17 protein-coding genes are annotated in these 23498 nt (G+C 73.0%); 4 read left to right on the forward strand and 13 right to left on the reverse strand.

Translation table 11 applies throughout. The features are described from left to right. Positions 1-123: 123 nt before the first annotated feature. Positions 124-1473 carry an amidase gene (locus tag ACIRS4_RS28795; protein ID WP_404201533.1) on the forward strand — a complete coding sequence of 450 codons (1350 nt, stop codon included), beginning with the start codon at positions 124-126 and terminating at the stop codon, positions 1471-1473. 69 nt (positions 1474-1542) lie between these two features. On the opposite strand, the gene ACIRS4_RS28800 is transcribed toward ACIRS4_RS28795, so the two are convergent. The 6 genes from ACIRS4_RS28800 to ACIRS4_RS28825 form a co-directional block, all read right to left on the reverse strand. Further along, the gene (locus ACIRS4_RS28800; RefSeq protein ID WP_351096346.1) at positions 1543-1716 is read right to left on the reverse strand and encodes a hypothetical protein; all 174 of its coding nucleotides are present in this window, start codon (positions 1714-1716) and stop codon (positions 1543-1545) included. A 385-nt stretch (positions 1717-2101) separates the two neighbouring features. Further along, positions 2102-3613 (reverse strand): SDR family NAD(P)-dependent oxidoreductase, encoded by a 1512-nt coding sequence (locus ACIRS4_RS28805; RefSeq protein ID WP_404201535.1) that lies wholly within the window; start codon positions 3611-3613, stop codon positions 2102-2104. 117 nt (positions 3614-3730) lie between these two features. Then, positions 3731-5050: a wax ester/triacylglycerol synthase family O-acyltransferase gene (locus tag ACIRS4_RS28810; RefSeq protein WP_404201537.1), complete on the reverse strand. Its 1320-nt coding sequence runs from the start codon at positions 5048-5050 to the stop codon at positions 3731-3733. A gap of 102 nt (positions 5051-5152) precedes the next feature. Continuing rightward, on the reverse strand, positions 5153-6373 hold the full coding sequence (glgC, locus tag ACIRS4_RS28815) for a glucose-1-phosphate adenylyltransferase (RefSeq protein WP_404201539.1): 1221 nt from the start codon (positions 6371-6373) through the stop codon (positions 5153-5155). Between the two features lie 51 nt (positions 6374-6424). Beyond that, entirely contained in the window at positions 6425-7624 is a 1200-nt protein-coding gene (gene glgA / locus ACIRS4_RS28820; protein ID WP_404201541.1) for a glycogen synthase, read from the reverse strand. Positions 7625-7664: 40 nt separating this feature from the next. After that, positions 7665-8516: a (2Fe-2S)-binding protein gene (locus tag ACIRS4_RS28825; RefSeq protein ID WP_404201675.1), complete on the reverse strand. Its 852-nt coding sequence runs from the start codon at positions 8514-8516 to the stop codon at positions 7665-7667. 250 nt (positions 8517-8766) lie between these two features. Between ACIRS4_RS28825 and ACIRS4_RS28830 the strand changes: the two genes are divergently transcribed. Further along, positions 8767-10173: a DMT family transporter gene (locus ACIRS4_RS28830; RefSeq protein ID WP_404201543.1), complete on the forward strand. Its 1407-nt coding sequence runs from the start codon at positions 8767-8769 to the stop codon at positions 10171-10173. Here the strand turns inward: ACIRS4_RS28830 and ACIRS4_RS28835 are convergent. Beyond that, complete coding sequence (locus ACIRS4_RS28835) at positions 10163-11449, reverse strand: transglycosylase family protein (RefSeq protein WP_404201545.1); 1287 nt, start codon at positions 11447-11449, stop codon at positions 10163-10165. The two genes, ACIRS4_RS28830 and ACIRS4_RS28835, sit on opposite strands and share 11 nt — an antisense overlap. A gap of 346 nt (positions 11450-11795) precedes the next feature. Here ACIRS4_RS28835 and gndA point away from each other — a divergent pair, with 346 nt between their 5' ends. Then, positions 11796-13235 carry an NADP-dependent phosphogluconate dehydrogenase gene (gene gndA, locus ACIRS4_RS28840; RefSeq protein ID WP_404201547.1) on the forward strand — a complete coding sequence of 480 codons (1440 nt, stop codon included), beginning with the start codon at positions 11796-11798 and terminating at the stop codon, positions 13233-13235. A 574-nt stretch (positions 13236-13809) separates the two neighbouring features. Here gndA and ACIRS4_RS28845 read toward each other — a convergent pair. From ACIRS4_RS28845 to ACIRS4_RS28855, 3 genes are all read right to left on the reverse strand, one after another. Beyond that, entirely contained in the window at positions 13810-14157 is a 348-nt protein-coding gene (locus ACIRS4_RS28845; RefSeq protein ID WP_404201549.1) for a GNAT family N-acetyltransferase, read from the reverse strand. Positions 14158-14179: 22 nt separating this feature from the next. Next, a complete protein-coding gene (gene panD, locus ACIRS4_RS28850) occupies positions 14180-14599 on the reverse strand; it encodes an aspartate 1-decarboxylase (RefSeq protein WP_404201551.1) in 420 nt (139 codons plus the stop codon). A 209-nt stretch (positions 14600-14808) separates the two neighbouring features. Further along, a complete protein-coding gene (locus tag ACIRS4_RS28855) occupies positions 14809-15657 on the reverse strand; it encodes a LysR family transcriptional regulator (RefSeq protein WP_404201553.1) in 849 nt (282 codons plus the stop codon). Positions 15658-15761: 104 nt separating this feature from the next. Between ACIRS4_RS28855 and ACIRS4_RS28860 the strand changes: the two genes are divergently transcribed. After that, entirely contained in the window at positions 15762-16502 is a 741-nt protein-coding gene (locus ACIRS4_RS28860; protein ID WP_404201555.1) for an SDR family oxidoreductase, read from the forward strand. A gap of 209 nt (positions 16503-16711) precedes the next feature. Here ACIRS4_RS28860 and ACIRS4_RS28865 read toward each other — a convergent pair whose 3' ends face one another. The 3 genes from ACIRS4_RS28865 to ACIRS4_RS28875 form a co-directional block, all read right to left on the reverse strand. Next, the gene (locus tag ACIRS4_RS28865; RefSeq protein WP_404201557.1) at positions 16712-17731 is read right to left on the reverse strand and encodes a hypothetical protein; all 1020 of its coding nucleotides are present in this window, start codon (positions 17729-17731) and stop codon (positions 16712-16714) included. Between the two features lie 38 nt (positions 17732-17769). Continuing rightward, the gene (locus tag ACIRS4_RS28870; protein WP_404201559.1) at positions 17770-19680 is read right to left on the reverse strand and encodes a DNA/RNA non-specific endonuclease; all 1911 of its coding nucleotides are present in this window, start codon (positions 19678-19680) and stop codon (positions 17770-17772) included. An 85-nt stretch (positions 19681-19765) separates the two neighbouring features. Beyond that, complete coding sequence (locus ACIRS4_RS28875; protein ID WP_404201560.1) at positions 19766-23149, reverse strand: ALF repeat-containing protein; 3384 nt, start codon at positions 23147-23149, stop codon at positions 19766-19768. Positions 23150-23498: the final 349 nt, after the last annotated feature.

The raw sequence follows: 23498 nt of genomic DNA on the forward strand, positions 1-23498 counted from the left end.
CCGTGCCGGGCGGCCCCTCGACGGGAGGGAGGACAGCGGGCACAGTTCTCCCACACGTACTCGCCAGTAGTACCGGATGCCGCGCGAGGGCACCGCACAGCACCGCACATCGAGGGAGCGCCTGTGACCGAGTGGGCCGGACGGACCGCCGTGGAGATCGCCGCCGCCGTACGGGAGAAGCGGGTCACGCCGCGTGAGGCGGTGGCGGCGCATCTCGCCCGGATCGAGCGGCTGGACGGCCGGATCGGGGCGTTCCGCGTGGTGCGGTCGAAAGCCGCGCTCGCCGAGGCCGACGAGGTGGCCGCCCGCACCGACCTCGCCGAACTGCCCCTGGCCGGGGTGCCGGTGGCGGTCAAGGACAACCTCGCCGTACGCGGTGAGTCCACCCGGGTCGGCTCCGCCGCGACACCGGACGCGCCCGCCGGGGAGGACCATGTCACGGTGGCCCGGCTGCGCGCGGCCGGCGCGGTGGTCGTGGGGCTGACGAACGTGCCGGAGCTGTGCGTCTTCGGCACCACCGAGGGCGTCCACGGCGTCTCCCGCAATCCCTGGGACACCTCGCGCACGGCGGGCGGCTCGTCCGGCGGCAGCGCGGCGGCGGTGGCCGCCGGGATGGTCCCCGTCGCGCTCGGCAACGACGGCATGGGCTCCCTGCGCATTCCGGCCGCCAACTGCGGCCTGGTCACGGTGAAGCCGGGCCACGGGGTGGTGCCGGCGGGCATCGGTGAGGGCGACTGGTTCGGGATGTCGGAGAACGGTCCGCTGGCGACGACGGTGGCGGACGCCCGGCTGATGCTGTCGGTCCTGGCCGACGCCGGGGCCGGCATCGCCGAATCCGGGGAGCGGGAGCCGCGCCGGATCGCCGTGTCCGTGCGCAGTCCCCTGCTCGGCGTCTCGGTGAGCGGTCCGTACGTGCGGGCGGCGCGCGAGGCGGCCGGGGCGCTGACGGGGGCCGGGCATCGGGTGCGACGGGCTGATCCGCCGTACCCGCTGTCGCTGGGTGTCACCTCGCTCGCGCACTGGACGGCGGGCACGGCCGTGGACGCCCAGGGGCTTGACTCCCGGCTGCTGGCCCGGCGCACCCGGGTGCACGCGGCCGTCGGCCGGCGCTTCCTGGGCTCGGTGCGCGGCGGGACCGCGCGGGAGCAACTGCGCAGCCGCCTGGAGCCGTTCTTCGCGGAGTACGACGTGCTGCTCACGCCGGCGCTCGCGCGACGCTCGCCGAAGGCGGGCCCGTGGCATGAGCGGGGGTGGCTGAGCAATCTGCTGGTGAACACCAACTACTCGCCGCTGACGCCGCCTTGGAACCTGGCGGGCTGGCCCGCGGCGGTGGTGCCGTTCGGGACGCTGCCCTCGGGGGCGCCCACCGCGGTGCAGTTGGTGGGGCGGCCGGGCACGGAGGGCGAACTGCTGTCGTTGGCGGAGCAGTTGGAGGAGCTGCGGCCCTGGCGGCGAACTGCGCCGCTCAGCTGAGGCAACGCGGGCCGCAGGGGTGTGGCGCACGCACACCCCTGCGGCAGGCGATCGCGAGATCCCGTCCGGTCAGTCGACGCTGGGCAGGATGTGGGGCTCGGCGAGGTCCTCCTCGTAGCCGGCGAGACGGATGGGGGCGGAACGCGCCCACACGTCGAGGCTTCCGAGTTCTCCTGGCCGGCGGCCCGCGCGCTCCGTGCGGTCCTTGGGGCGCTGCTCGCGATTCGTCGTATCCGGTGTCACCGCGCACTCCTTATGTGTCGGGTCACCCTCGGGGCGCGCCGGCCGCTTCGCCGTCCGTCGCCCGGTCGCGTCCCGGGGGCTGTCTGAAGGCAGTCAAAGGACGCGGTGGCGCCGGTCTACTCGAAGGGGTGCAGGCCGTGATGAGCCGGCTGTCCCATGACGGACCGTGGGTGTGGGTGGCACTCCGTGTTGCTGTCCGTCCGCTACAGACTAGCCAAATGAGCGGGGGGCCGCTCGATAGGGCTCGAAGTTTTGGGGCAACCATGGCCGTCACGCCCTGCCGCCCACAGGAGAACGCCCTCTGAGGGCTGTCCCGTGATCCCGCTTCCGCGCCCGCCGGGCCTCACCCGAACGGTCTACGCGGGCGAGGTCCGGCGGGTCACGATCACCACTTGCCGGGCGCGTAGTCCTTGAGGAAGACGCCGTACACGTCCTCGCCCTCCTCGCCGCGTACGACCGGGTCGTAGACGCGGGCCGCGCCGTCGATCAGGTCGAGCGGGGCGTGGAAGCCCTCCTCGGCGAGGCGCAGCTTGTCGAAGTGGGGGCGCTCGTCGGTGATCCAGCCGGTGTCGACGGAGGTCATGAGGATGCCGTCGCTCTGGAACATCTCCTGGGCGCTGGTGCGCGTGACCATGTTCATCGCGGCCTTGGCGGCGTTCGTGTTCGGGTGGCCGGCCCCCTTGTAGCCGCGTCCGAAGACGCCCTCCATCGCGGAGACGTTCACCACGTAGGCGCGCCCGCTCGCCGCCTTGCGCGCCGCGTCGGCCATGGCCGGGCGGAGCCGGCTGATCAGGATGAACGGCGCGGTGTAGTTGCACAGCTGGGTCTCCAGCAGCTCCACCGGGGAGATCTGCTCGATGGTCTGCACCCAGGTGTTGGTGTCCACGACGTCGGGGACCAGGCCGCCCGCGTCGATGGCGGTGCCGTCGAGGTGCCGGGCGACGCTGGCGTTGCCGGCGACGAGAGCGAGGTCGGCGACCTGCTGCGCGTCCAGGCCGCTCGTGCCGAGCGGCAGCGCGGCGATGCCGTCGACCGCGCCGGAGTTGAAGGCGCCGATCACGTGGTGGGCGGGCAGCTCGCCGGCGGGCAGCGGGGCGCTCTCGCCGTCGACCAGGGCGGCGTAGGCGGTGGGCAGACGCCGTACGGTCTGCGTCGCGTTGTTGATGAGGATGTCGAGCGGGCCCGCCACGGCTACCTGCTCGGCGAGGGCGACGGCCTGCGCCGGGTCGCGCAGGTCGATGCCGACGACCTCCAGGCGGTGCATCCAGTCCGCCGAGTCCTCCATCGCCTTGAAGCGGCGGATGGCGTCCTTGGGGAAGCGCGTGGTGATCGTGGTGTGGGCGCCGTCGCGCAGCAGCCTCAGCGCGATGTACATGCCGATCTTGGCGCGGCCGCCGGTGAGCAGAGCCCGCTTGCCGGTGAGGTCGGCGCGGGCGTCGCGCTTGGCGCGGTTGAGGCGGGCGCAGTCCGCACAGAGCTGGTGGTAGAAGTAGTCGACCTCGACGTAGCGGGTCTTGCAGGTGTAGCAGGAACGCGGGCGCTGGAGTATCCCCGCGACCCTGCCCTCCTCGGTGACCGACGAGGGCAGCAGGCCCTCGGTCTCGTCGTCGATGCGCTGGGCGGAGCCGGTCGCCGTGGCCTCGGTTACCGCCTTGTCGTGAGCGGTCTTGGCGGCCCGGCGCTCCTGGCGGCGGCGCTGCTTGACGGTGCGGTAGACGCCGGCGGTGGCCCGGCGCACGGCGATCGCGTCGGGGTGGTCGACCTCCAGCGTGTCGAGCTCCTCCAGCACGGCGAGGCAGACGGCGAGCCGCTCCGGGTCGATGCCGGGGCCGTACACGACCTCGCCCACGGCCGCGTCCGTGATCGCCGAGCCGTGGCCGTCCTCTGTCACCGTCATCGCGCTGCGTTCCCTGCTCACCCGCGCGGCGCTCCGACCGAGGCCGCTGTCGAATGCGGAAGTGTACGGAGCGCCGGGCCGCACCTCCAAATGAGCGAAGGCGCCCGCAGGGGGCTCTCAGGGGTCGCAGGCCGTGATGAGCGTCCGCAGTTCCTCCGACAGGGCCCGGGCGAGGCGGTCGAGGTCGGGGACGGCCTCGGCGTCGGCGACGAGGCCGTAGTGGACCCGGCCGCGGTAGGTGGAGATCGCGACGGCGAGGGACTGGCCGCGGGCGAGCGGGGCGTAGGGGTAGACCTCGGTGACCGGGTTGCCGCCGAGCTTCAGGCCGAAGCCGGGCAGGGGCACGCTGGTGACCAGGATGTCGAACCAGAGCCGGGCCGCCTGGCCGACCAGGGGGCCGCCGAGCCGGTGGCCGAGAGCGGGCACGTGGTCGGCGAGCAGGGCGACGGCGCCCGCGCCCCGATTGGGTCCGGCGTCCTTGTTGCGGTCCATCGCGGCGCGCACCACGCCGAGCCGGTCCAACGGGTCGCTCTCGTCGACGGGGAGCCGCATCAGATAGCCGGAGAGCCGGTTGCCCTGCGGGTGGGCGCTGCGCGGGCGGCGCCGGGAGACGGGGATGAGCGCGCGCGGCGCGACGCCCTCGCTGCCGTCGCCGCGCTCGTCGAGCCAGCGCCGCAGGGCGCCCGCGACGACCGCGATCAGCACGTCGTTGACGGTGCCGCCGACGACCTTGCGGATGCGGTGCACGTCGTCGAGGTCGAGGACCACGCCGGCGGTGCGGCGGGTGCCGGTGGGCGCGGCGGTCAGCGCGGCGGTGGAGCGCATGCCGAGGGTGTGGACGGCGACGGAGGCGCCGATGTCGAGGGCGCGGCCCACGTCGGACAGCGCGTCGCGCAGCAGGTCGGGCAGCCGGCGCACGTCGGGCAGCAGGCCCCGGGGCGGCTCGGCGGGGCGGGGCCGGCGCTCGGGCAGGTCCATGGGGTCCAGGACGGCGGCGGCGAGCGTCAGCGCGCGCAGGCCGTCGGCGAGGGCGTGGTGGAACTTGAACAGGACGGCGAAGCCGCCGCCCTCCTCCCCGGGCAGCACATGGGCCTCCCAGGGCGGCCGCTCGCGCTCCAGCGGGCGTTCCATGAGCCGGCCGGCCGCTGTCTGGAAGTCGGCGGCGGGCGGGTGCAGCACGACGTGGTCGCCGGGGTCGAACCCGAGGGCGGGCTCGCGGACCGCGCCCCCGAAGGCGGGCGGCTGCCACACGTCCCGGATGCGCATGCGCAGTCCGGGCACGGCGGCCGCCCGGGCGGCGAGCAGATCGGCGGCGTGGGCGGCCGCGGTCGGCGAGGACGCCGCGAAGACGCCCAGCGCGCCGAGGTGCATGGGGTGTGCGGGGGACTCGAGGTTCCAGAACGCCAGGTCGAGAGGTGTGAGCGGATCGGCGGTCAAGGTCTTGCCTCTCCTCGAGGACGGATGGGCAAGCAGTCAACAACCCTCGGACGATCACGGTCAAGCATGATCGCACTACCCTCGGTAAACACCGGATTAAGTTCACGACACCTGACGGCCCTTGCCCAGGGCGATCACGCCTCCCTGCGAGACGGTGTACAGCTCGGCGTCACGTTCCGGGTTCACCCCGATGGTCGCGCCGGGCGGGACCTCGACGTTCTTGTCCAGCACCGCGCCGCGCACCACCGCGCCCCGGCCGATGTGGACGTTGTCGTGCAGCACCGAGCCCTGCACCACCGCCCCCGGATCGACGAGGACGCCCGGCGAAAGCACCGAGCGGGTGACCTGGCCGCGGATCAGGCAGCCGGAGCTGATGATCGACTCGCTGGCGATGCCGCCGGCGTTGAAGCGGGCCGGGGACAGCTGGCCCGAGTGGGTGTAGATCGGCCAGCTGCGGTTGTACAGGTTGAACGCCGGGCGCTCGGCGATCAGGTCCATGTGGGCGTCGTAGTACGCGTCGAGCGTGCCGACGTCCCGCCAGTAGCCCTGGTCGCGGGTGGTCTCCCCGGGCACGTGGTTGTCGCTGAAGTCGTAGAGCTGGGCCTCGCCCCGGTCGGTGAGCTGGGGCAGGATCGAGCCGCCCATGTCGTGCACGGACCGCTCGTCCTCGGCGTCCCGCTGGAGGGCCTCGATGAGGGCCTTGGTGGTGAAGATGTAGTTGCCCATGGAGGCGAACACGCACTCCGGGTCGTCCGCGAGACCGGGCGGGTCGGCGGGCTTCTCCAGGAACCGATCCACCGTCTGCCCGTCCGAGCCCGGGGTGATCACTCCGAAGGCGGAGGACTCCGCGCGCGGGACGCGGATGCCGGCCACGGTCACGCCCGCCCCGCTGTCGATGTGCTGGGCGAGCATCTGGCGCGGGTCCATGCGGTACACGTGGTCGGCGCCGAACACGGCGACGTACTCGGGCCGTTCGTCGTAGATCAGGTTCAGCGACTGGAGGATGGCGTCGGCGCTGCCGAGGTACCACCGCGGGCCCAGCCGCTGCTGGGCCGGGACGGGGGTGATGTAGTTGCCGAGCAGGCTGGACATCCGCCAGGTGGTGGTGATGTGCCGGTCCAGCGAGTGCGACTTGTACTGCGTGAGGACGCAGATGCGCAGGATGTCGGCGTTGACGAGGTTGGACAGCACGAAGTCCACGAGCCGGTAGGTGCCGCCGAAGGTGACCGCTGGTTTGGCGCGGTCGGCGGTCAGGGGCATCAGGCGTTTGCCCTCTCCGCCCGCCAGCACGATCCCGAGCACCGAAGGCCCACCACGACGCATGGCCGCTCCCCTCACCCTGCTTTGATCGACGGCTGCCCCCGGGCGGGGGAGCTAGGACTGCTTGAGGATCTCCTCGTACAACCGGACGGTGCGCCGGGCCACGGCGTCCCAGCCGAACTGTTCCACCGCGCGGACCCGTCCGGCCTCACCCATACGGCGGGCTGCCCCCGGGTCGCCGAGGACCGCGTCCAGTGCCGCGGCGAGGCCCGCCTCGAAGGAGGCGCCCCCGTCGTCCGCGCCGTGCACGCCGTCGACTCCGTCCGGGGGGACGAGCACTCCGGTCACGCCGTGTTCGACGACCTCCGGGATGCCGCCGACCCGGGAGGCCACGACGGGCGTCCCGCACGCCATCGCCTCCAGGTTGACGATGCCGAGCGGCTCGTACACCGACGGGCACACGAAGACGGCCGCGTGCGTCAGCAACTGGATCACATCGGGGCGCGGCAGCATCCGCGGAATCCAGTGCACGCCGTCCCGGGACCGGCTCAGCTCCTCGAACAGCTCACGGAACTCACGATCGATCTCCGGCGTGTCGGGGGCGCCCGCGCACAGCACGACCTGGGCCGCCGGGTCGATGCGCCGGGCGGCGCGCAGCAGGTGGGGCACGCCCTTCTGCCGGGTGATGCGGCCGACGAACAGGACGAACGGCCGGTCCGGGTCGAGGCCGATCCGGATGAGCGCCTCGGTGCCGTGGTCCGGCCGGTACAGAGCGGTGTCGATGCCGTTGTGCACGACGTGCACCCGTTCCGGGTCGAGTGCCGGGTAGCAGCCGAGGATGTCCTCGCGCATCGCGCCGGACACGGCGATCACGGCGTCGGCGGCCTCCACGGCGGTCCGCTCCGCCCAGCCGGACAGGGCGTAGCCGCCACCGAGCTGCTCGGCCTTCCAGGGGCGCAAGGGCTCCAGCGAGTGCGCCGTCACCACGTGCGGGACGCCGTGGAGCTGCTGGGCGAGGTGTCCGGCGAGGTTGGCGTACCACGTGTGGGAGTGGACCAGCTCGCGGCCTTCGAGGGCGGCGGCCATGGCGAGGTCCACGGAGAAGGTGCGCAACGCGTCGTTGGCGCCGTCGAGCGCGGACCAGGGGCGGTGGCGGCGCACCCCGGCCGCCTTGTCCTTGGCGGTGCCCTCGCCCCAGCAGTGCACGTCGAGGTCGACGAGTTCCCGCAGTTCGCGGGCGAGGAACTCGACGTGGACGCCCGCGCCGCCGTACACATCCGGGGGATACTCCCGGGTCAGCAGTCCTACACGCACCCGGAACCCCTGTCTCTGAAGCGGCCGGTCCCTTTCATGGTCACTCAGACAGGCCGCGCACGGAAGAGCGCGGGGGTCGTGTGAAGCAACAGTCGCCGCACACGCCTCCCTGGGGCACCCGGTAGTACAGGCAGCAGCTGCGACGCCGGAAGGCCGCGCCGGTGAGGTCTGCGGCGTCGGCGAGCAGGGGGTGGGCGAGGAGTTCGGCGGTGAGGGCACGGCCGCGGACGGCGACGTCGTCACGGCCGTGAGCCCGCGCCCAGCCGTCGAGTTGGCGGGCCGCGCCGGCCAGCGCGGAGGCGGCGTTGCCGCGCAGGAGACCGGGGGCGACGGGGCAGCGGGCGCGCAGGGCGGCCGACAGGGGTTCGAGGTGACCGTCCAGGACGGCGGCGGCGAGGCTCACGGCGTCGCCCGGCCGGGCGTGGACCTCCGTGAGGAACAGGTCGCCGGGGGCGCTGCCGTCCGGGTCCCAGCGCAGCAGGCGCGCGTCGATGTCCGGCAGCTCGCCGTACAGGGCGGCGCAGCCGAGGGCGACCGACCAGAGCCGGGCGGCGAGCCCCTGGTGGGCCACGGAGGCGGCGATCCGCGTCTCGGGGGCGCGCAGGGCGTGGGCCACTGTGCGGAGGCGGAGGGTGAGGGGGTCCTGATCGGCGCCGGCGGCGAGAGGCGGGGGTGTGCGGTAGGCCTGTGCGAGGGTGGGGGGCGGTGCCGTCGACGTCGCGGGAGTCGCCGGTGCTGCGGGGGGCACAGGGGCTGCGGGCGTGGCCGGGACTGCGGACGTCGCCGGGGCTGTGGCCGTCCTGGCGGTCCGGGCCGGCGCCGTCGCGGCTGTGCGCAGGGCGAAGAAGGGGCCGAGCGGGTGCAGGGCGGCGAGGGCGGGGTCGAGGTCCACGACGTGCAGTACTACCAGCAGCGGGCGCCGGTGGCACCAAGGGGCGTAGGGGGTGATGATGAGGGGTGTCCCTGAGTCCTCCCCCACCCTGGGGAGGACCATGGTCCCGTAGTACTCCATCGGCAGTATGACCCATTGAGTGCTCAGGGACGACGACGGGAACAGATCGGCCCGGCAGTGTGTTCTTCATGAGAGCCGACCCTTCGCCGCGCCGGGCCCCGAGCCCCCGCCTCACGCAGAGGAGCCTCTGATGAGCGCCCTCGCGTTGTCCGTGCTCCTGTCCCTCGTGTCCGCGGTCGCCTACGCGGCCGGGGCCATCGTGCAGGAACGCGTCGCGGAGTCCTCGCCCGCCGAGCAGTACGCGCCGCTGCGGCGGCCCGGCTGGTGGGCGGCGGTGGCGCTGAACGGCAGCGGCGGGCTGCTCCACGTGGTGGCGCTCGCGTACGGTCCGCTGAGCCTCGTCCAGCCGCTGGGCGCGCTGACGATCGTGGTCGCGCTGCCGATGGCGGCGCTGTTCGTGGGCCGCAAGGCCGGGGCCACCGCCTGGCGCGGCGCGATCATGGCGACGGTCGGTCTCGCGGGTCTGCTGTCCCTGGTCGGCGCGGCGGACGCGCAGTCGTTGAACACCGCGCAGCGGGTCGGCGCGGCCGTCGTCACCGGCGGCGCGGTGGCGGCCCTGACGGCCGCCGGGCGGGCCGCTCACCGTCACCCCGCGGTACGCAGCATGCTGCTGGCGACCGGCGCGGGTGTCGCGTTCGGCATGTCGTCGGTGTTCACCAAGACCGTCGCGGTCGACTGGTCCGACGGCGTCTCGGCGGGCGACGTGCCCTCCCTGGCGGTGATCGGCGCGCTGGCCACGGCCGGGATGCTGCTGTCGCAGGCCTCCTACCGGGGCGCGGGCCTCGCGGCCCCGCTGGCGACGCTGACCGTGGTGAACCCGGTGGTGGCGGCGGCGGTCGGCATCACGATGTTCGGGGAGACGTTCCGCTACGGCTCCATGGGCACCGTGCTCGCCCTGGGCTGCGGGGTGGTGGCGGCGGGCGGCCTGATCCTGCTGACGACGGAACGCCTGGCGGCGGAGCAGCAGGAGGCCGCGCCGGTGGGGGTTCCGGGGGCTGTGGACGGTGCGCGGTCGGTGGGGACGGCGGTGCCGGGCCCGAGGGCCGTGGAGGCGGCGGTTCCGGGTCCGAGGGCCGTGGAGGCGGCGGTACCGCGGTCACAGGGTTCCCGGGGCGTGTCCGCGGTCCCGCCGCCGGGGACGCGGCGGCCGATCCCGGTGGCCGCGCCGGGGACGCGGGAGCCGGTCGCGGTGGCCGCGTTCGTGCCGGCTCAGGCCTCCCTGGCGGAGCCGGTGGCCGGGCTCGTTCCGGCGCAGGCCGTGCGGGAGCCGGTTGCGGCGTTCGTGCCGGTGCAGGCCGAAGTGCCGGAGCCGATCCCGGTGGCCGCGTTCGTGTCGGCTCAGGCCTCCCTGGCGGAGCCGGTTGCGGCGTTCGTGCCGGGACCGGCCGTACCGGAGCCGGTGGCCGTCGGCGCTTCCGACGGCTCCGGCCCCGCCGGGCTTCCGCCCCTGTACGGACCGTTCTACGGCGATACGTACGTCAGCACGTCCCTCGGCACACTCGTGCTCGACCGGCACCGCGTCCGGGTCAAAAACTGACGCCCCGGGCCCGGAGATAGGCCACGGGGTCGACGTCCGACCCGAAGCCGGGCCCCGTCCGCACCTCGAAGTGCAGATGCGGGCCCGTGCTGTTGCCCGTGGAGCCTGACCGGCCGATGCGCTGGCCGGCGCCCACCGACTGCCCGTCCCGTACGGAGATCGCCGAGAGGTGCGCGTACTGCGAGAAGTGGCCGTCGGTGTGCCGGACGACCACCTGGTAACCGAAGGAGCCGCCCCAGCCGGCGCTGACCACCGTGCCCGAGGCGACGGCCTTGACCGAGGTCCCGGTGGGCACCGGGAAGTCGACCCCGGTGTGGTAGCCCTTCGACCAGGAGGAGCCGCTCGCGTGGTACGGCGTTCCGAGGCCCGCGCTGACGGGGGCGACGGCGGAGTGCCCGGCCGACGTCGGCGTCCTGCGCTCGGGGGCCTTCCTCGACGGAGCCGAAGGGGCCCTGTCCTTACGGGACTTGCCGGCGGCCGGAGCCTTGCCCTTGCCCTTCCCGCCGGCGGATTCCCTGGCCTCGGGAGCCTTGCTCCGGTGGGCCGGGGCCTGACCGTCGAGTCTCAGCCGCTGGCCGGGGACGATCAGGTCGGGATCGGCTCCGACGACGGACCGGTTGACGGCGTAGAGACGCCGCCAGCCGCCCCGTACGTCTCGTTCGTCGGCGATGCCGGAGAGGGTGTCGCCGCGCACCACCGTGTACATCTCGGCGGTGCCGGCCCGCGACTGGGGCGTGGACTGCGGCTGGACGTCCTTCAGCGAACTCCTGGCCGCCTTCTTCGACGCCTTGGCGGTCGCGGACGCCTCGGCGGTCCTGGCTTCCTTGGCCGTCCTGGCCGTCTTGGCCGTCTTGGACTCAGCCGGGGCGCCGGCCGGCCGGATGTCGGGGGCGCCGCCGCCCCGCTTCAGCCCGGCCCGCACGGAGCAGGCCGGCCAGGCGCCCGGCCCCTGGACCTCGAGCACCCTCTCCGCGACCGCGATCTGCTGGTCCCTGGTCGCGAGGTCGGCGCGCGGCGCGTACCGCGTGCCGCCGAAGGCCTCCCAGGTGGACTGGGTGAACTGCAGCCCTCCGTAGTAGCCGTTGCCGGTGTTGATGTCCCAGTCGTTGCTCGACTCGCACGCGGCGACCTTGTCCCAGGTGTCCACGTCCGCCGCCTCCGCGACACCCGTGCCCAGGAGCGGGATGGCCATGCCGGCGCCGCCCGCCGTGACGGTGAGCGAGGCCCGGTTGATCCTGTTCGGCTGATACCGGCGGTGCCGACCGCGTACGGCCATGGAGGTCCCCCTCGACATTGCGTCAGGAGCGGCAAAAGTAAAGGCGGCCAACAGGCCATGACAAGACGAGTATCGGCCGCCCTGTCTCAACTCCACCGGGAGGGACCGCTGTTGTGGGAACCAAGGGGCGGACGGGGCGGCGGGGCGCGATGCGGGACTGGCCCGGGGAAGGCATGTCGGTCCGTCCCGCGACCCGGCGGTGCGCGTCGCAGACGTGCGCGGGGCCGCCCGGGGCGTCAGGATGGGCGGCGGGACCGGGGGGACCGGCGGGCGGGACGACGACCCGGGCAGCCGGCGCCTGCCGGACCCGCCAGCACATGATCCTTATCGTTGAGGAGCCAACCGTATGAGCACGTCAGCCCAGATCGGCGTCACGGGACTCGCGGTGATGGGCCGCAACCTCGCCCGCAACTTCGCGCGCAACGGATACACGGTCGCCGTGCACAACCGGACGGCGGCGCGGACCCACGCGCTGGTGAAGGAGTTCGGCCACGAGGGCGAGTTCGTGGCGGCCGAGACCGCCGAGGAGTTCGTGGCGGCGCTGGAGCGGCCCCGCCGCCTGGTGGTCATGGTGAAGGCCGGGGAGCCGACCGACGCGGTGATCGAGGAGTTCGCGCCGCTCCTGGAACCCGGTGACATGATCATCGACGGCGGCAACGCGCACTTCGCGGACACCCGCCGCCGGGAGCGCGAACTGCGCGAGCGGGGCGTCCACTTCGTGGGCGCCGGCATCTCCGGCGGCGAGGAGGGCGCGCTGCACGGGCCGAGCATCATGCCGGGCGGCTCGCGTGAGTCGTACGCCTCGCTCGGTCCGATGCTGGAGAAGATCTCGGCGAAGGCGGCCGACGGGGCGCCGTGTGTCACGCACGTCGGTCCGGACGGCGCGGGACACTTCGTGAAGATGGTCCACAACGGCATCGAGTACGCCGACATGCAGTTGATCGGCGAGGCGTACCAGCTGCTGCGGGACGTGGCCGGATACTCCCCCGCGCAGATCGCGGAGGTCTTCCGGACCTGGAACACCGGGCGGCTGGACTCCTATCTGATCGAGATCACCGCCGAGGTGCTGTCGCACGTGGACGCGGCGACCGGGAAGCCGTTCGTGGACGTGGTGGTGGACCAGGCCGAGCAGAAGGGCACCGGCCGCTGGACCGTGCAGATCGCGCTGGACCTCGGCGTGCCGGTGTCCGGTATCGCGGAGGCCGTCTTCGCTCGGTCGCTGTCCGGTCACGCGGCGCTGCGCGAGGCCTCGCGCGGCCTGGCCGGGCCGAAGGCGGCCACGCTGGACGAGGCGGAGGCGGCGGCCTTCGCCGACCGGGTGGAACAGGCGCTGTACGCCTCGAAGATCGTGTCGTACACGCAGGGCTTCCACGAGATCGCGGCGGGCAGCGAGGAGTACGGCTGGGACGTGGACCTCGGCGCGGTCTCCGCGATCTGGCGGGGCGGGTGCATCATCCGGGCGGCGTTCCTGGACCGGATCCGCGCGGCGTACGACGCGCGGGCGGACCTGCCGAGCCTGCTGTCCGACGGGACGTTCGCCTCGGAGATCGCCGAGGCGCAGGACGACTGGCGTGAGGTGCTCGTCGCCGCGACCCGGCAGGGCGTGCCCACGCCGGGGTTCGCGGCGGCGCTGGCGTACTACGACGCGCTGCGCGCGGAGCGGCTGCCCGCGGCGCTGACGCAGGGCCAGCGGGACTTTTTCGGGGCGCACACGTACCGCCGGGTGGACCGGGAGGGCGCGTTCCACACGCTGTGGGGCGCGGACCGGTCCGAGGTCGAGGCGTAGGGCGCGCTGCCGGGTCCGCCCCCCTTACGTCAGCGGCGGGCCCGGCTCCGGAGTGGGGGCCGGGTCCGGGCCCGGGGGGACCGGCGACGGGTCCGGGACCGGAGGGATCGGTGACGGGTCCGGGGGCGGAGGCGGCCCCGGGTGGGGCGGGGCCGGGGGCGGCGTCGGGTCCGGGCCGGGAGGCGGCTCGGGCGGCGGCACCGGGGTGGGGTACGGCTCCGGTCCCGGCGTGGGTCCGGGCGGGACGGGGTCGGGTTGCGGGTTCGTCATGGTGTCCTCCGGCCGTGGAGTGAGCGTGGCTCTGGACTTCTCCCCCGCGTACCCGGGGGCCGCGCGGACAGTCACCCGGTGGTGGCAGCGGGTGCGCCCGGGCGGGCGTCCGCCAGGGCCTGACCGGCGGATCACGCCGCCGGCGTGGGGCTCGGCAGGCACATGTCGTGGTCGCCGACTCCCCCACTCCCGTCTTCGCTCGAGCGCGGAGGGCCCCCCGCGTCGGACTCCCTCCTCCGCCTTGCAGCCGCACGGACCGAGCCCCGCGTCCGCGGCACCGGCAGGCGCCGCAGCCGGGGGCAGGTCAGAAGCGGCCGGGGTGGGCGCGCAGCCAGTCCTTCGCGGCGTCGACGAGGGCCGGATCGGCGGCCGGGGCCTCCTCGGGGTGCCGCTCGGCCCACTTCACGACGTACGGGCACAGGGGCGCGACGACGGCGCCCTCACGGGCGGCGACGGCGTACAGCTCGCGCGCCAGGGAGCCGGCGATGCCCTGGCCCTCGTGGGCCGGCTCGACGATCGTGTGCACCGGGACCAAGGCGCGCCCGGGCGACTCCAGCACGAAGTACTCGATGCGGCCGACGACTTCGTCGCCGTCGCCGAGGGCTTCGAGGCGGCCGGCCGCACGGTCGTCGCGGATCCGGATGTCGCTCATGGGCACGCTCCTGGTGCGGGGGTCAGACGGACACGGCCTGCGGACTGCGCTCCTGGTCGGAGCCCGGCACCGGCTCCGAGGGGTCGGCGCCCCGGGCGACGATCCGGTTGTCGCGGTCCACGTGCACGACCCGGGGCCGCAGGGCGCGCGCCTCGGCGTCGGTCACCTGAGCGTAACTGATGATGATCACCAGATCCCCGGGGTGCACGAGATGCGCGGCGGCCCCGTTGATCCCGACGACACCGGAGCCCCGCTCCCCCTCGATGACGTACGTCTCCAGCCGCGCCCCGTTGGTCACGTCGACGATGTGGACGAGCTCACCCGGCAACAGATCGGCGGCGTCCAGCAGATCGGCGTCGATGGTCACGGATCCCACGTAGTGCAGGTCGGCCTGGGTGACGGTGGCTCTGTGGATCTTGGACTTGAACATGGTGCGCAGCATGTCGAACTCCCGGAAGACGGCTCCCTGCCTGCTTTGTGCAGGTCAAGGGCGTCCCACACTGTACATCTCCATGCCTTCGAGTCGAAGGCCTCCAGGGACATCGTGCGCTGCTGTGACCATGGCACTCCGCCTGCGTATCGCTGCGCCGGCCAGGCTGCCGCGGGGCTTCCCGAAATCCAGCACGGCGTCCAGGCGTTCAGCGCCGTCGGTCACAGGGCGGTGGCGGCGCGGACCAGCCCCGCGACCGCTGTCGAGCGGCTGTGTGAGGGCCAGGCGATGACCGTGGTGACGTGGGGGGCGTCCGGGACCGGTACGGCGGTGAGGTCCTCGCGCAGGCCGGTGCGGCCCGACTCCGGCACGACGGCGCAGGCGCGGCCGAGGGCGATGAGCTGGGTGAGCTGCGTGTGGTCGCGCACCTGCGGTCCGGGGCCGTCCGCGAAGGTGCCGTCAGGGCGAGGCCAGCGGGGCAGGGGCAGATCGGGAAGGTCGGTGACCTCGGCGAGCCGCACATGGGGGCGGGCGCTGAGAGGGTGGCTCACCGGGAGGATCACGACTTGACCCTCGGAGTGCAGTTCCTCGGTGTCGAAGCCGGCCGTGTCGTCGAACGGCCGATGCAGCAGGGCTACATCGGCCCGGCCGTCGTGCAGCAACCGTGCCTGCTCACCCGGCCCGCACAGCACGACGTCCACGGCGACGGCGCCGGGCTCGACGGCGTAGGCGTCGAGGAGTTTCGCCAGGAGTTCACCGGAGGCGCCCGCCTTCGCGGCCAGGACCACGGCGGGGCGGCCGGTCGCCGCGAGGGCGGCCCGGCGGGTGCGCCGTTCGGCGGCCTCGACGGCGTCCAGCGCGGCCCGCGCCTCCCGCAGCAGCACCGCCCCTGGCCCGGTCAGGGCGACACCCCGGCTGCCGCGCTCCAACAGGAGGGTGCCCAGGCGCCGTTCGAGCCCGCCGATCGCCCGCGACAGCGGAGGTTGGGCGATCCCGAGCCGCTGCGCGGCCCTGCCGAAGTGCAGCTCTTCGGCGACCGCGACGAAGTACCGCAGCTCACGTGTCTCCACCCCGCCAGCCTAGCCGGGACGACCAGGAGCGATACCCGGGCGGTATCGCCCTGCACTCAGTCGGTCTTGGACGCCCTGCCCGACGGTGGAGAAACATCGATGTCATGAGTGAGACGAACATGAACCACCACAAGGTCGCGCTGGTGACCGGGGCCAACAAGGGCATCGGGTACGAGATCGCCGCCGGGCTCGGCGCCCTCGGCTGGTCCGTCGGAGTCGGCGCGCGGAACGAGGAGCGGCGGGAGGCCGCTGTGGACAAGCTGCGCGCGGCCGGAGTCGACGCGTTCGGCGTGCCGCTGGACGTGACCGACGACGCCGGCGTGACAGCGGCGGCTCAACTGATGGAGGAGCGGACCGGACGGCTGGACGCGCTCGTGAACAATGCGGGGATCACCGGCGGCGGACCGCAGGAGCCCACCACGGTCGACGTGAACCGGGTACGGGCGGCCGTGGAGACCAATGTGATCGGCGTCATCCGCGTCACCAACGCCCTGCTGCCTCTGCTGCGCCGCTCTCCGTCGCCGCGGATCGTGAACGTCTCCAGCAGCGTCGGCTCCCTCACGCTCCAGACCACGCCCGGTGCCGAGACGGGTCCCATCGCCGTCGCCTACTCCCCGTCGAAGACGTTCCTCAACGCCGTCACCGTGCAGTACGCCAAGGAACTGGCCGACACCAACATCCTGATCAACGCCGTCTGCCCTGGCTACACGGCGACCGACCTCAACGGTTTCCGGGGCGTGCGCACCCCCCAGCAGGGCGCAGCCGCCGCGATCCGGCTGGCCACCGTAGCGGCCGACGGGCCGACGGGCCGCTTCTTCGACGACGAGGGAGAGGTGCCCTGGTGACGCGCTTCCGGTTCGCACGTTCGGGATCGAACGGCGCGGCGAGAGACGCTACTTGACGGCGCCGGCGGTCAGGCCCTCGCGCCAGACTCGCCGGTGATCGGCGGCAGCGACGGCCTCGACCACCTCGGCCGGGATCGGCAGCAGCGCGGAGAAGGGTGAACTCGGGCGGGCGCGACACGAAGCCGAACCACCGGCTCCCGGCCCGCCGGTCACTGGATCAGCTCGATGTGGGGGTGGGACGGGTCGACCGGGCAGGCGTGGAGCTGGAGGTTGCTGCCGCCGACGATGTCGATCAGGGTGAAGTTCGCGGGCGGGGTGCCGGGGAGGAGTGGAGTCGGGTTCGTCCGTTCCTCCTCGGGCGCCCAGCTGTCGCTGCCGGCGTCCCATTCGAGGGTGGCGATGGTGAGGAACGGGAGCGCCTCTGCGCCGCACTCCGGGCAGCAGCGGGGCATGGGGTCGGACACGCCCCAACGGGACCAGCCGCCGATCTTCCAGCCGGGAGAAGTGGAGAGCGTGTTCTCGTAGAACTCGTGCGGGGCGGTGGGGCAGGAGCCGTCCCACCGACTCGGGTCGCCCACCTCCTGCCGAAGCTCCGTGTCCAGCTCCATGAAGGCGGGGTACTCCGTAACCTGCTCCGGGGCCAGCAGGGACGGCTGCGGGAGGTAGCCCTGGGATTTGATCGCGGGCGGTTCGGGCGGCGTGTCGAGGATGTCGGTGACCGAAGCGGCGGAACGCCAGAACACCGCGGTGCGAGGGTGTGCCGGGTGGTCGAAGGGGCACCACAGGACCTGGAGGAGATCGGCCCCGGGCGGGCTGCACGGGAGAGGGACGTCGCGGGCGTACAGCTGGGCGACGGGGAGCAGGGGTACCGGGCCCTCGGGCCAGGGACGGCCCTGGAGGATCCGCCTCTCGGTGTCCAGTTCCTCGGGGGCGGGCCGGGACAGCGGACCGCCGAGGTGCCGTCGGCTTGCTATCGCCGCTTGGTTGTCGCGCAGAAGCCGGATGTCTTCCGGTGACAGAACCCTGCTCGTCGCACCCCGCTCGTGCGGTCCTTCGCAGTGCGGCCACGGCTCATCGTCGGGCCAAAGCAGCGGCCCGCCGACGGAACTGTCGTGCACCGTCGGCGAGCCCGGCCGCGGGTGCAGCCGGGTCGCCGTCCGCGCCAGCGGGGCCAGTCGAGGGAACAGCGCGGTCACGTCGAGCGGCCGCGGCGGACTGGTGAAACTCATGCTGGCTCCCGAAGGCACGAACACGGTGGGAAGAGTGGTCAGTTGCCGAGGTTGTGCGCCCCGCCCGTCTGGGTGTTGGGGATGTCGACGCCTTGGAACATCGGCACGATCGAACCGTCCGCCCGCTCGATCTTGGCGCTCATCTTAACGCTCACCGGAATCGTGCTGTCGGCGCTCGAATAGACGGGAGTCACCTCGTAGAGGATCGCGTCGTCCTCACTGAACGAGCCCAGGCGCACCTCGTCCCGGACCCGCTCTTCGCGCTCCCACATGCTGCCTGCACCGGTGTTCATCCCGACCTGCCAGCAGGGCACCAGATTCTTCGAGATCCGACCGCCGAGAATGTTGGCGATCAGATGGCACCGGGCGCGCTGCTCGGTGAGGCCGTGCGCCGAGGCGTAGTCCGCCGCGTCCAGCCAGCCGGTGATCTCGCCTCCGGCCTCACTACCAGGACCGGGATGCTTGCCCAGGCAGGCGGTGGCCTTGGTCGCCCGGTAACCGGCCGCGCTCGTCTTGTCGTTCTTCCTGACGTGCGGTACCGGTTCGCTGGTGTTCAGGATCCAGCCGTTGCCGGCCGGTCGCGCGCCCTCCGGCGAGATCGCCAGGCACTCCGCGTGCGAGCCGTCGAGCGATGCCGAGAACCTCAGCTTGAACTGCTCGGCGTCGATGACCCGTTGGCTCGCGAAGCCGTCGGCGAGCTGGCTGTCCGCGAATTGCTTGTCGGACGAGGCGACATGGGCGCGTACGCATCGCTGGGAGGTATCGAGGCTCGAACCGCCGTTGAGCTCGTGGATGACCCATCCGCCGCTGCCGTAGAACGGAATGAGCTCGGCGCACTCGGCACCGTCCCTTCCGCCCTGCTTCGTCTCCGCGAAGGGGAACTGGGCACAGCTGTCGGTCGGAATGAGGTCGCTCGCGTCCGCGAACGGCTTCGACGATCCGCTTCCACAGGTGCTGCTCGTCCGGTCGCCCACGCCACTCGTGGACCGGGTCAGTGCGGTGCTGAGTCCCCAGCGGTCGGTGAGGTTCTTCTGGGCCCACAGATAGGCCGCCACCGCGCCGCCCTGAGCCGAGCCCTGCGTGCTCATCGACAGCTCGGGCGTGATCGACGGAACAGCACAGCCCGCCGCCGAAGTGCCGCCGACCGCGTCGTCGCACCTGATCTGACGCGCGTTCTTCCACGACGCGTTCGGGTCGGTCGGTGTCGCTCCCGAGGCCGTCACGTACATCTTGTAGGACGTGAAGAAGGAGGCGGAGGAGCCGGCGCTCTGGGGCGACGAGAAGGTGACGTCTCCGGTCAAGGGCTTGCCGGGGGTGACAGCCAGCGCCCACCAAGGCGCGTCCTTGGTCGCGGTGCAGCCGGCGTCGCAGGAGGCACGGAACTTGGCGCTCAGGGAGGTGACATCACCGGAGGCGCTGGTCATGGCGACGGTGACATGCTCGTTCCACGTCGTGGCGGTCGGGGAGAGGTCGGCGCTGGTGGAGACCGCCAGGGTGCCGCGTCCGATCTCCAGACCCCTGCTGTCGCGCATGATGTAGGTGACGACGATGCCGGTCACGCAGTACGAGAAGCGCTCGTAGCTGTAGTTGCCGGGGTTGGTGATGCTGCAGCTGTCGGCGGTCGCAGCGGCGGCGGTGCGGGTCTTCGCCGTCACCGGGGCGGGGGTGACCGTCACACAGGACTCGACGGCGCCCGCGCGGCGCTCCTTGGAGCCCGGAGCGGTGGGGGTGCATTCTTCACCGGAGCCGGCCGCGAACCTGCTGGTCTCGGTGGTTCCCGCGCTGGGCGCCGCGGACTTGGTGGAGGAGGATGCCTTCGCCCTCGCGGGCGGCTCGGCCGCCGGGCTCGTCGCGGCCGTCGTGAGGACGAGGGTCAGGGCGGTGAGGACGGTGAGGACCGTGGAGCGGACGCGTCTTCCTGTGGCGCGCCCGCCGGGTATTCCATGCATGGAGGCAGGGACTTTCCGTGAGGACAGGGGGGAGGGGGCGCCGCCTGACTGCGGCGCCCCCGGGGAGAGGGAGAACGGGCGGGGATCAGGCTGCGAGGCCCCAGATGTCGCTGAGGCCCTTCGTGATGCCGGAGACCAGGTCCTCGCCGGTGTCTGTGATCTTGCTGACCACCGGCTTGACGAGGCCGCCGCCGAGCGCCTTGTCCGCGGCGCCGACCCACTTGTAGGCGCCGAAGGAGACCAGGCTCAGGCCGGTGCCGGCGGCGGACTCCCAGAAGGCGCCGCTGGTGAAGCCGTGCTCGATGCCCGTGAAGAGGCTGCCGAGGGCGCCCGCGCCCGCGGAGACGCCGGCGAAGAAGCCGGCCGCGGCGAGAGCCGGCGGGAAGACGATGGCGGCGAGGCCGCAGCCGGCCGCCAGGAACCCGGCGCCGATGCTGACCACGTTGGCGGCGTCCGCGTAGAACTGGGCGTCGTTCCACCACTCGTCGGCGTCGCCGGCCGCGGTGCCGTTCGGGTTGACCTGGTTGTTCTTGTCGTTGTCGGCCGGATTTTGCCCGTTCTCGCGGGCCCGCGCTGCCGCGAGCGCGAGCTCCTTGGCCTTGGCGATGTCCTCGGCCCGCTTCTTGTCGGCGGCGATCTTCTTGGCCTGGGCGTACGCCGTGGCGGCGGCCTTCGCATCGGCTGAGGCGGCGAGCTCGGCGGCTCGGGCGGCGGCGGCCGAGCGCTGGGCCTGGGCGGAGGAGGCGAGGGCCGCGCGCGCCGAGTCGACGGCCTTGTTCGCCGAGTAGTTGGCGGAGCGGGCGGCGCCGCGGGCGGTGGCGGCGGCCTTCTGCGCCTTGGCGGCGGAGGCCTGGGCGTCCGCCGCGGACTTGTCGGCGGCGTCGGCGTTGTCCCGCGCCTGCTTGGCGTAGTCCTCGGCCTTGGCAGCGGAGTCGAGCGCCTTCTGCTGCCACTTCTTGGCCTCGTCGGCGGCCTTGCGGGCGTCGGCGGCGGCCTTCGAAGCGAGGGCCGCGTCCTGCTGCGCCTTCTGTGCGACCTTGGCGGCAGCGGCGATGGCCCCGCGGACGGCAGCGACGTGGGTTGCCGTGTCGAAGTCGAGCTGGGCCGTGCGGAACTGGATCACGGTGATGAAGTTGCGCAGCATCCACGCCGGTCCTTCGAGAGCGACCTCGGCGTAGGCCTTGGTGAAGGCACCGGCGTTGCTGATCAGCTGAACGGCCCGGACCCGGTCGTCCTCCTGGATGGCCAGCGGGTAGTCGTAATCGAAGAAGTAGTTGAGGGATTCGGTGGTGTTCTCGTCCAGGGCCTTGTCGCCGGCCTTGATGACGGCCTTGCCCGGGTTCTCGCCCATGATCTTGCTGATGGCCACGCGCAGGTCCTCGTTCGAGGCGCGCTTCATGCCGCCGGTGAGGAAGTCGCCGACGGCCTTGGTGTCGGAGCTCGCCAGCGCGGCAGCGGCGGCCGCCGCGACGTTCGGACTGGCGATCGTCGCCACATGGAGGGTGGTCTCCCGGTCGTCCTGCTCCTGGGCGAGGGCCCGGTCGAGGTCGATCCAGGAGTAGACGTCGTAGTCGGAGCCGGCGAGGGCGTGCTGGGCGGCCTGCCGGGTGTGGGCGCCACGGGCGTCGATCAGCGCGACCGCGGCCTGCCTGCCCACGGTCGCGGCGATCGACATGTCGCCGGAGTAGAGGGCCGTTTCCGCCTTGGACAGGAGGTCCTTGGTCGCCTGGGTGAGGCGCTCCTGCATCTGCCGCTTCTCGCGGACGTCGGCGAGTTCGGCCTTCTCGATGGCGGCGAGCTGCTGGGCCTCCTCGATGGCCTGCTGCTTGTCCTGCGCCAGGGTCTGCGCCTCGGCGGCGCGGGCGTTCTTCTCCACCTCGATGGCGTCGCTGACGGCCTGGGTGGCGAGGTTGGCGGCCTTCACGGCCTCCGCGGCGTGGGCGGTCGACTTGTTGGCGTAGTCGATGGCCTGGCCCGCGTACTTCACGGCCTCCTCGGCTGCGTCCGCGGCCTTGTCGGCGTGGGCGGCGGCGGAGTTGGCGGCGTCGCGGGCGGCGCGGGCCGCCTTGGCGGACGCGGTCGCCAGCGCCTGGGCGGCCGAGGCGGCGTTGGTGGCGCGGTTGGCGGCGCTGGAGGCGATGGCTGCCTGGCGCTTGGCCTCGTTGGCTTCCGCCTGGGCGACGCCGGCGGAGACGGCGGCCTGGGCGGCGGCGACCGCGGCGGCGGCCGAGTTGCGGGCGGCGGAGGCGGCGGCCAGACCGGCGGCCGCGGAGGCGTCGCCGGCGAGGGCAGCCTTGGCGGCGGCCGCGGCGGCGCTGCGTGCCTTGGCGGCGGCGTTGCGGGCGGCCACCGCGGCGTTCTTGGCTTCGTTCGTCTTGCCTGCGTCCTTGGACGCGGCGATCGCGGCGTTGTAGGCGCGGGCGGCGGCATTGCCGGCCTTCGCGGCGGCCTGGGCGGCGCCTGCGGCGGCCCAGGAGGCACGGCGGGAGGCGTTCACGGCGGCGTTGGAGGCGTTGACGGCGTTGCGGGAGGCGTCGGCCGCGCCCTTTGCCGCGCTCGCCGCCTTGCGGGCCGCGGCCCCTGACTTCTGCACGTCGCTCTGGGCCGCGGCGGCTTCTGCGGCGGCCTTCTCGGCGGCCTCCTTGGCCTTGGCCGCGGCGGTCTCGGCGCGGGCCCCGGCCTCGACGGCGAGGTTCGTCTCGCGCTCGGCGCGCTTGCCCTCGCGCTCGACGACGGCCACCAACTCCTCGATGGTCGCCGACTCCTGGTCACGGGCGCGCGCGATGTGCTGGCCGGTCTCCATGAACCATTCGGCGTCGTTCGCGGTGCCGCCGAGCGCACGGTCCGCGTACTTGCGCACCTCCGGGCCGCCGGTCGCCATCATGGCGCTGATCTGGACCCGGGTGTCCTCCAGCCGCGCGTCGTACTGCTTGTCGGCGAGGAAGCCGACCAGGGCCTGCTCGGTGCCGGCCTCGAGGGCGGCGTTGGCCTCGCGCACGACGGCCTTGCCGCCGGTGGCCGAGACGATGCTGGTGGCGACCTTGAGGTCCTCCCGAATGGCGGGGGCGAAGCCTGTCGAGAGGAAGGTGGCTATCGCCGCGTCGCCGTTGTCCAGGGCGGCGACGGCGTCGCGGCGCAGGCCCTTGCCCGCGCGGTCCAGGCTGCGGACGATCGCGACCCGGTTGTCCTGAACGATCTGCTGGGGCAGCGTCACGGCGAGGAAGTTCCGGATCTCGGCGTCGGTCCCGTAGAGAGCCGTGGCGGCGGCGGCCTTGACGCCCCTGCCGCCGCTCAGCCAAGCGCGGACTGCCTTGGCGCGCTCGGTCTCCGGCAGCGGCACCGGGCCGGCGCCTGCCGTCTCGGCGGCCGCGGCGGTGGCCGGCCGGAGAACCGAGGGGGTGGCGGCGACGGCGGTCGCGGCCGCGAGCGCGCCGAGAACGCGGCGTCTGCTCCATAAAGCTGTGTGCATTCGGGACTTGCCCTTCTCTGAAGTAACGCGGCGAGCTGTCGGATTTCGCGTCGTGACGGACGACGGACCCATGGATCGATGGCCGCCACAGCTTGTGGACAGTATCAACTTCCTAGACATTTCGCGGTAGTTGAATTCACTGGGGCGCGAACAGTGCCTACGGGCATGGAAATTCGACGGACCGGCACATACTCCGCGAAATCCCGACACCGACCCTCGAAGCCTTGCGGAGGAGTGACGCAGGTCACTGCGAGATTGCTTCCTATGTCCATGTATGAGCAGTTCAGGGCGCTGGACGTGGATGCGTCGCCATGTTCAGATGCCAGGGCCTATGGCGATCACCGGGGTT

The sequence above is a fragment of the Streptomyces sp. NPDC101166 genome (assembly GCF_044768125.1).
Classification (GTDB): Bacteria; Actinomycetota; Actinomycetes; order Streptomycetales; family Streptomycetaceae; genus Streptomyces.

Coding starts and splice junctions, on each gene's coding strand:
- ACIRS4_RS28805 (WP_404201535.1), bottom strand. CDS start 3,613: ATGACGGTGACAGAGGACGGCCACGGCTCGGCGATCACGGACGCGGCC.
- glgC (WP_404201539.1), bottom strand. CDS start 6,373: ATGCGTCGTGGTGGGCCTTCGGTGCTCGGGATCGTGCTGGCGGGCGGA.
- ACIRS4_RS28830 (WP_404201543.1), top strand. CDS start 8,767: ATGAGCGCCCTCGCGTTGTCCGTGCTCCTGTCCCTCGTGTCCGCGGTC.
- ACIRS4_RS28835 (WP_404201545.1), bottom strand. CDS start 11,449: ATGGCCGTACGCGGTCGGCACCGCCGGTATCAGCCGAACAGGATCAAC.
- gndA (WP_404201547.1), top strand. CDS start 11,796: ATGAGCACGTCAGCCCAGATCGGCGTCACGGGACTCGCGGTGATGGGC.
- ACIRS4_RS28845 (WP_404201549.1), bottom strand. CDS start 14,157: ATGAGCGACATCCGGATCCGCGACGACCGTGCGGCCGGCCGCCTCGAA.
- panD (WP_404201551.1), bottom strand. CDS start 14,599: ATGCTGCGCACCATGTTCAAGTCCAAGATCCACAGAGCCACCGTCACC.
- ACIRS4_RS28860 (WP_404201555.1), top strand. CDS start 15,762: ATGAGTGAGACGAACATGAACCACCACAAGGTCGCGCTGGTGACCGGG.
- ACIRS4_RS28865 (WP_404201557.1), bottom strand. CDS start 17,731: ATGAGTTTCACCAGTCCGCCGCGGCCGCTCGACGTGACCGCGCTGTTC.
- ACIRS4_RS28870 (WP_404201559.1), bottom strand. CDS start 19,680: ATGCATGGAATACCCGGCGGGCGCGCCACAGGAAGACGCGTCCGCTCC.
- ACIRS4_RS28875 (WP_404201560.1), bottom strand. CDS start 23,149: ATGCACACAGCTTTATGGAGCAGACGCCGCGTTCTCGGCGCGCTCGCG.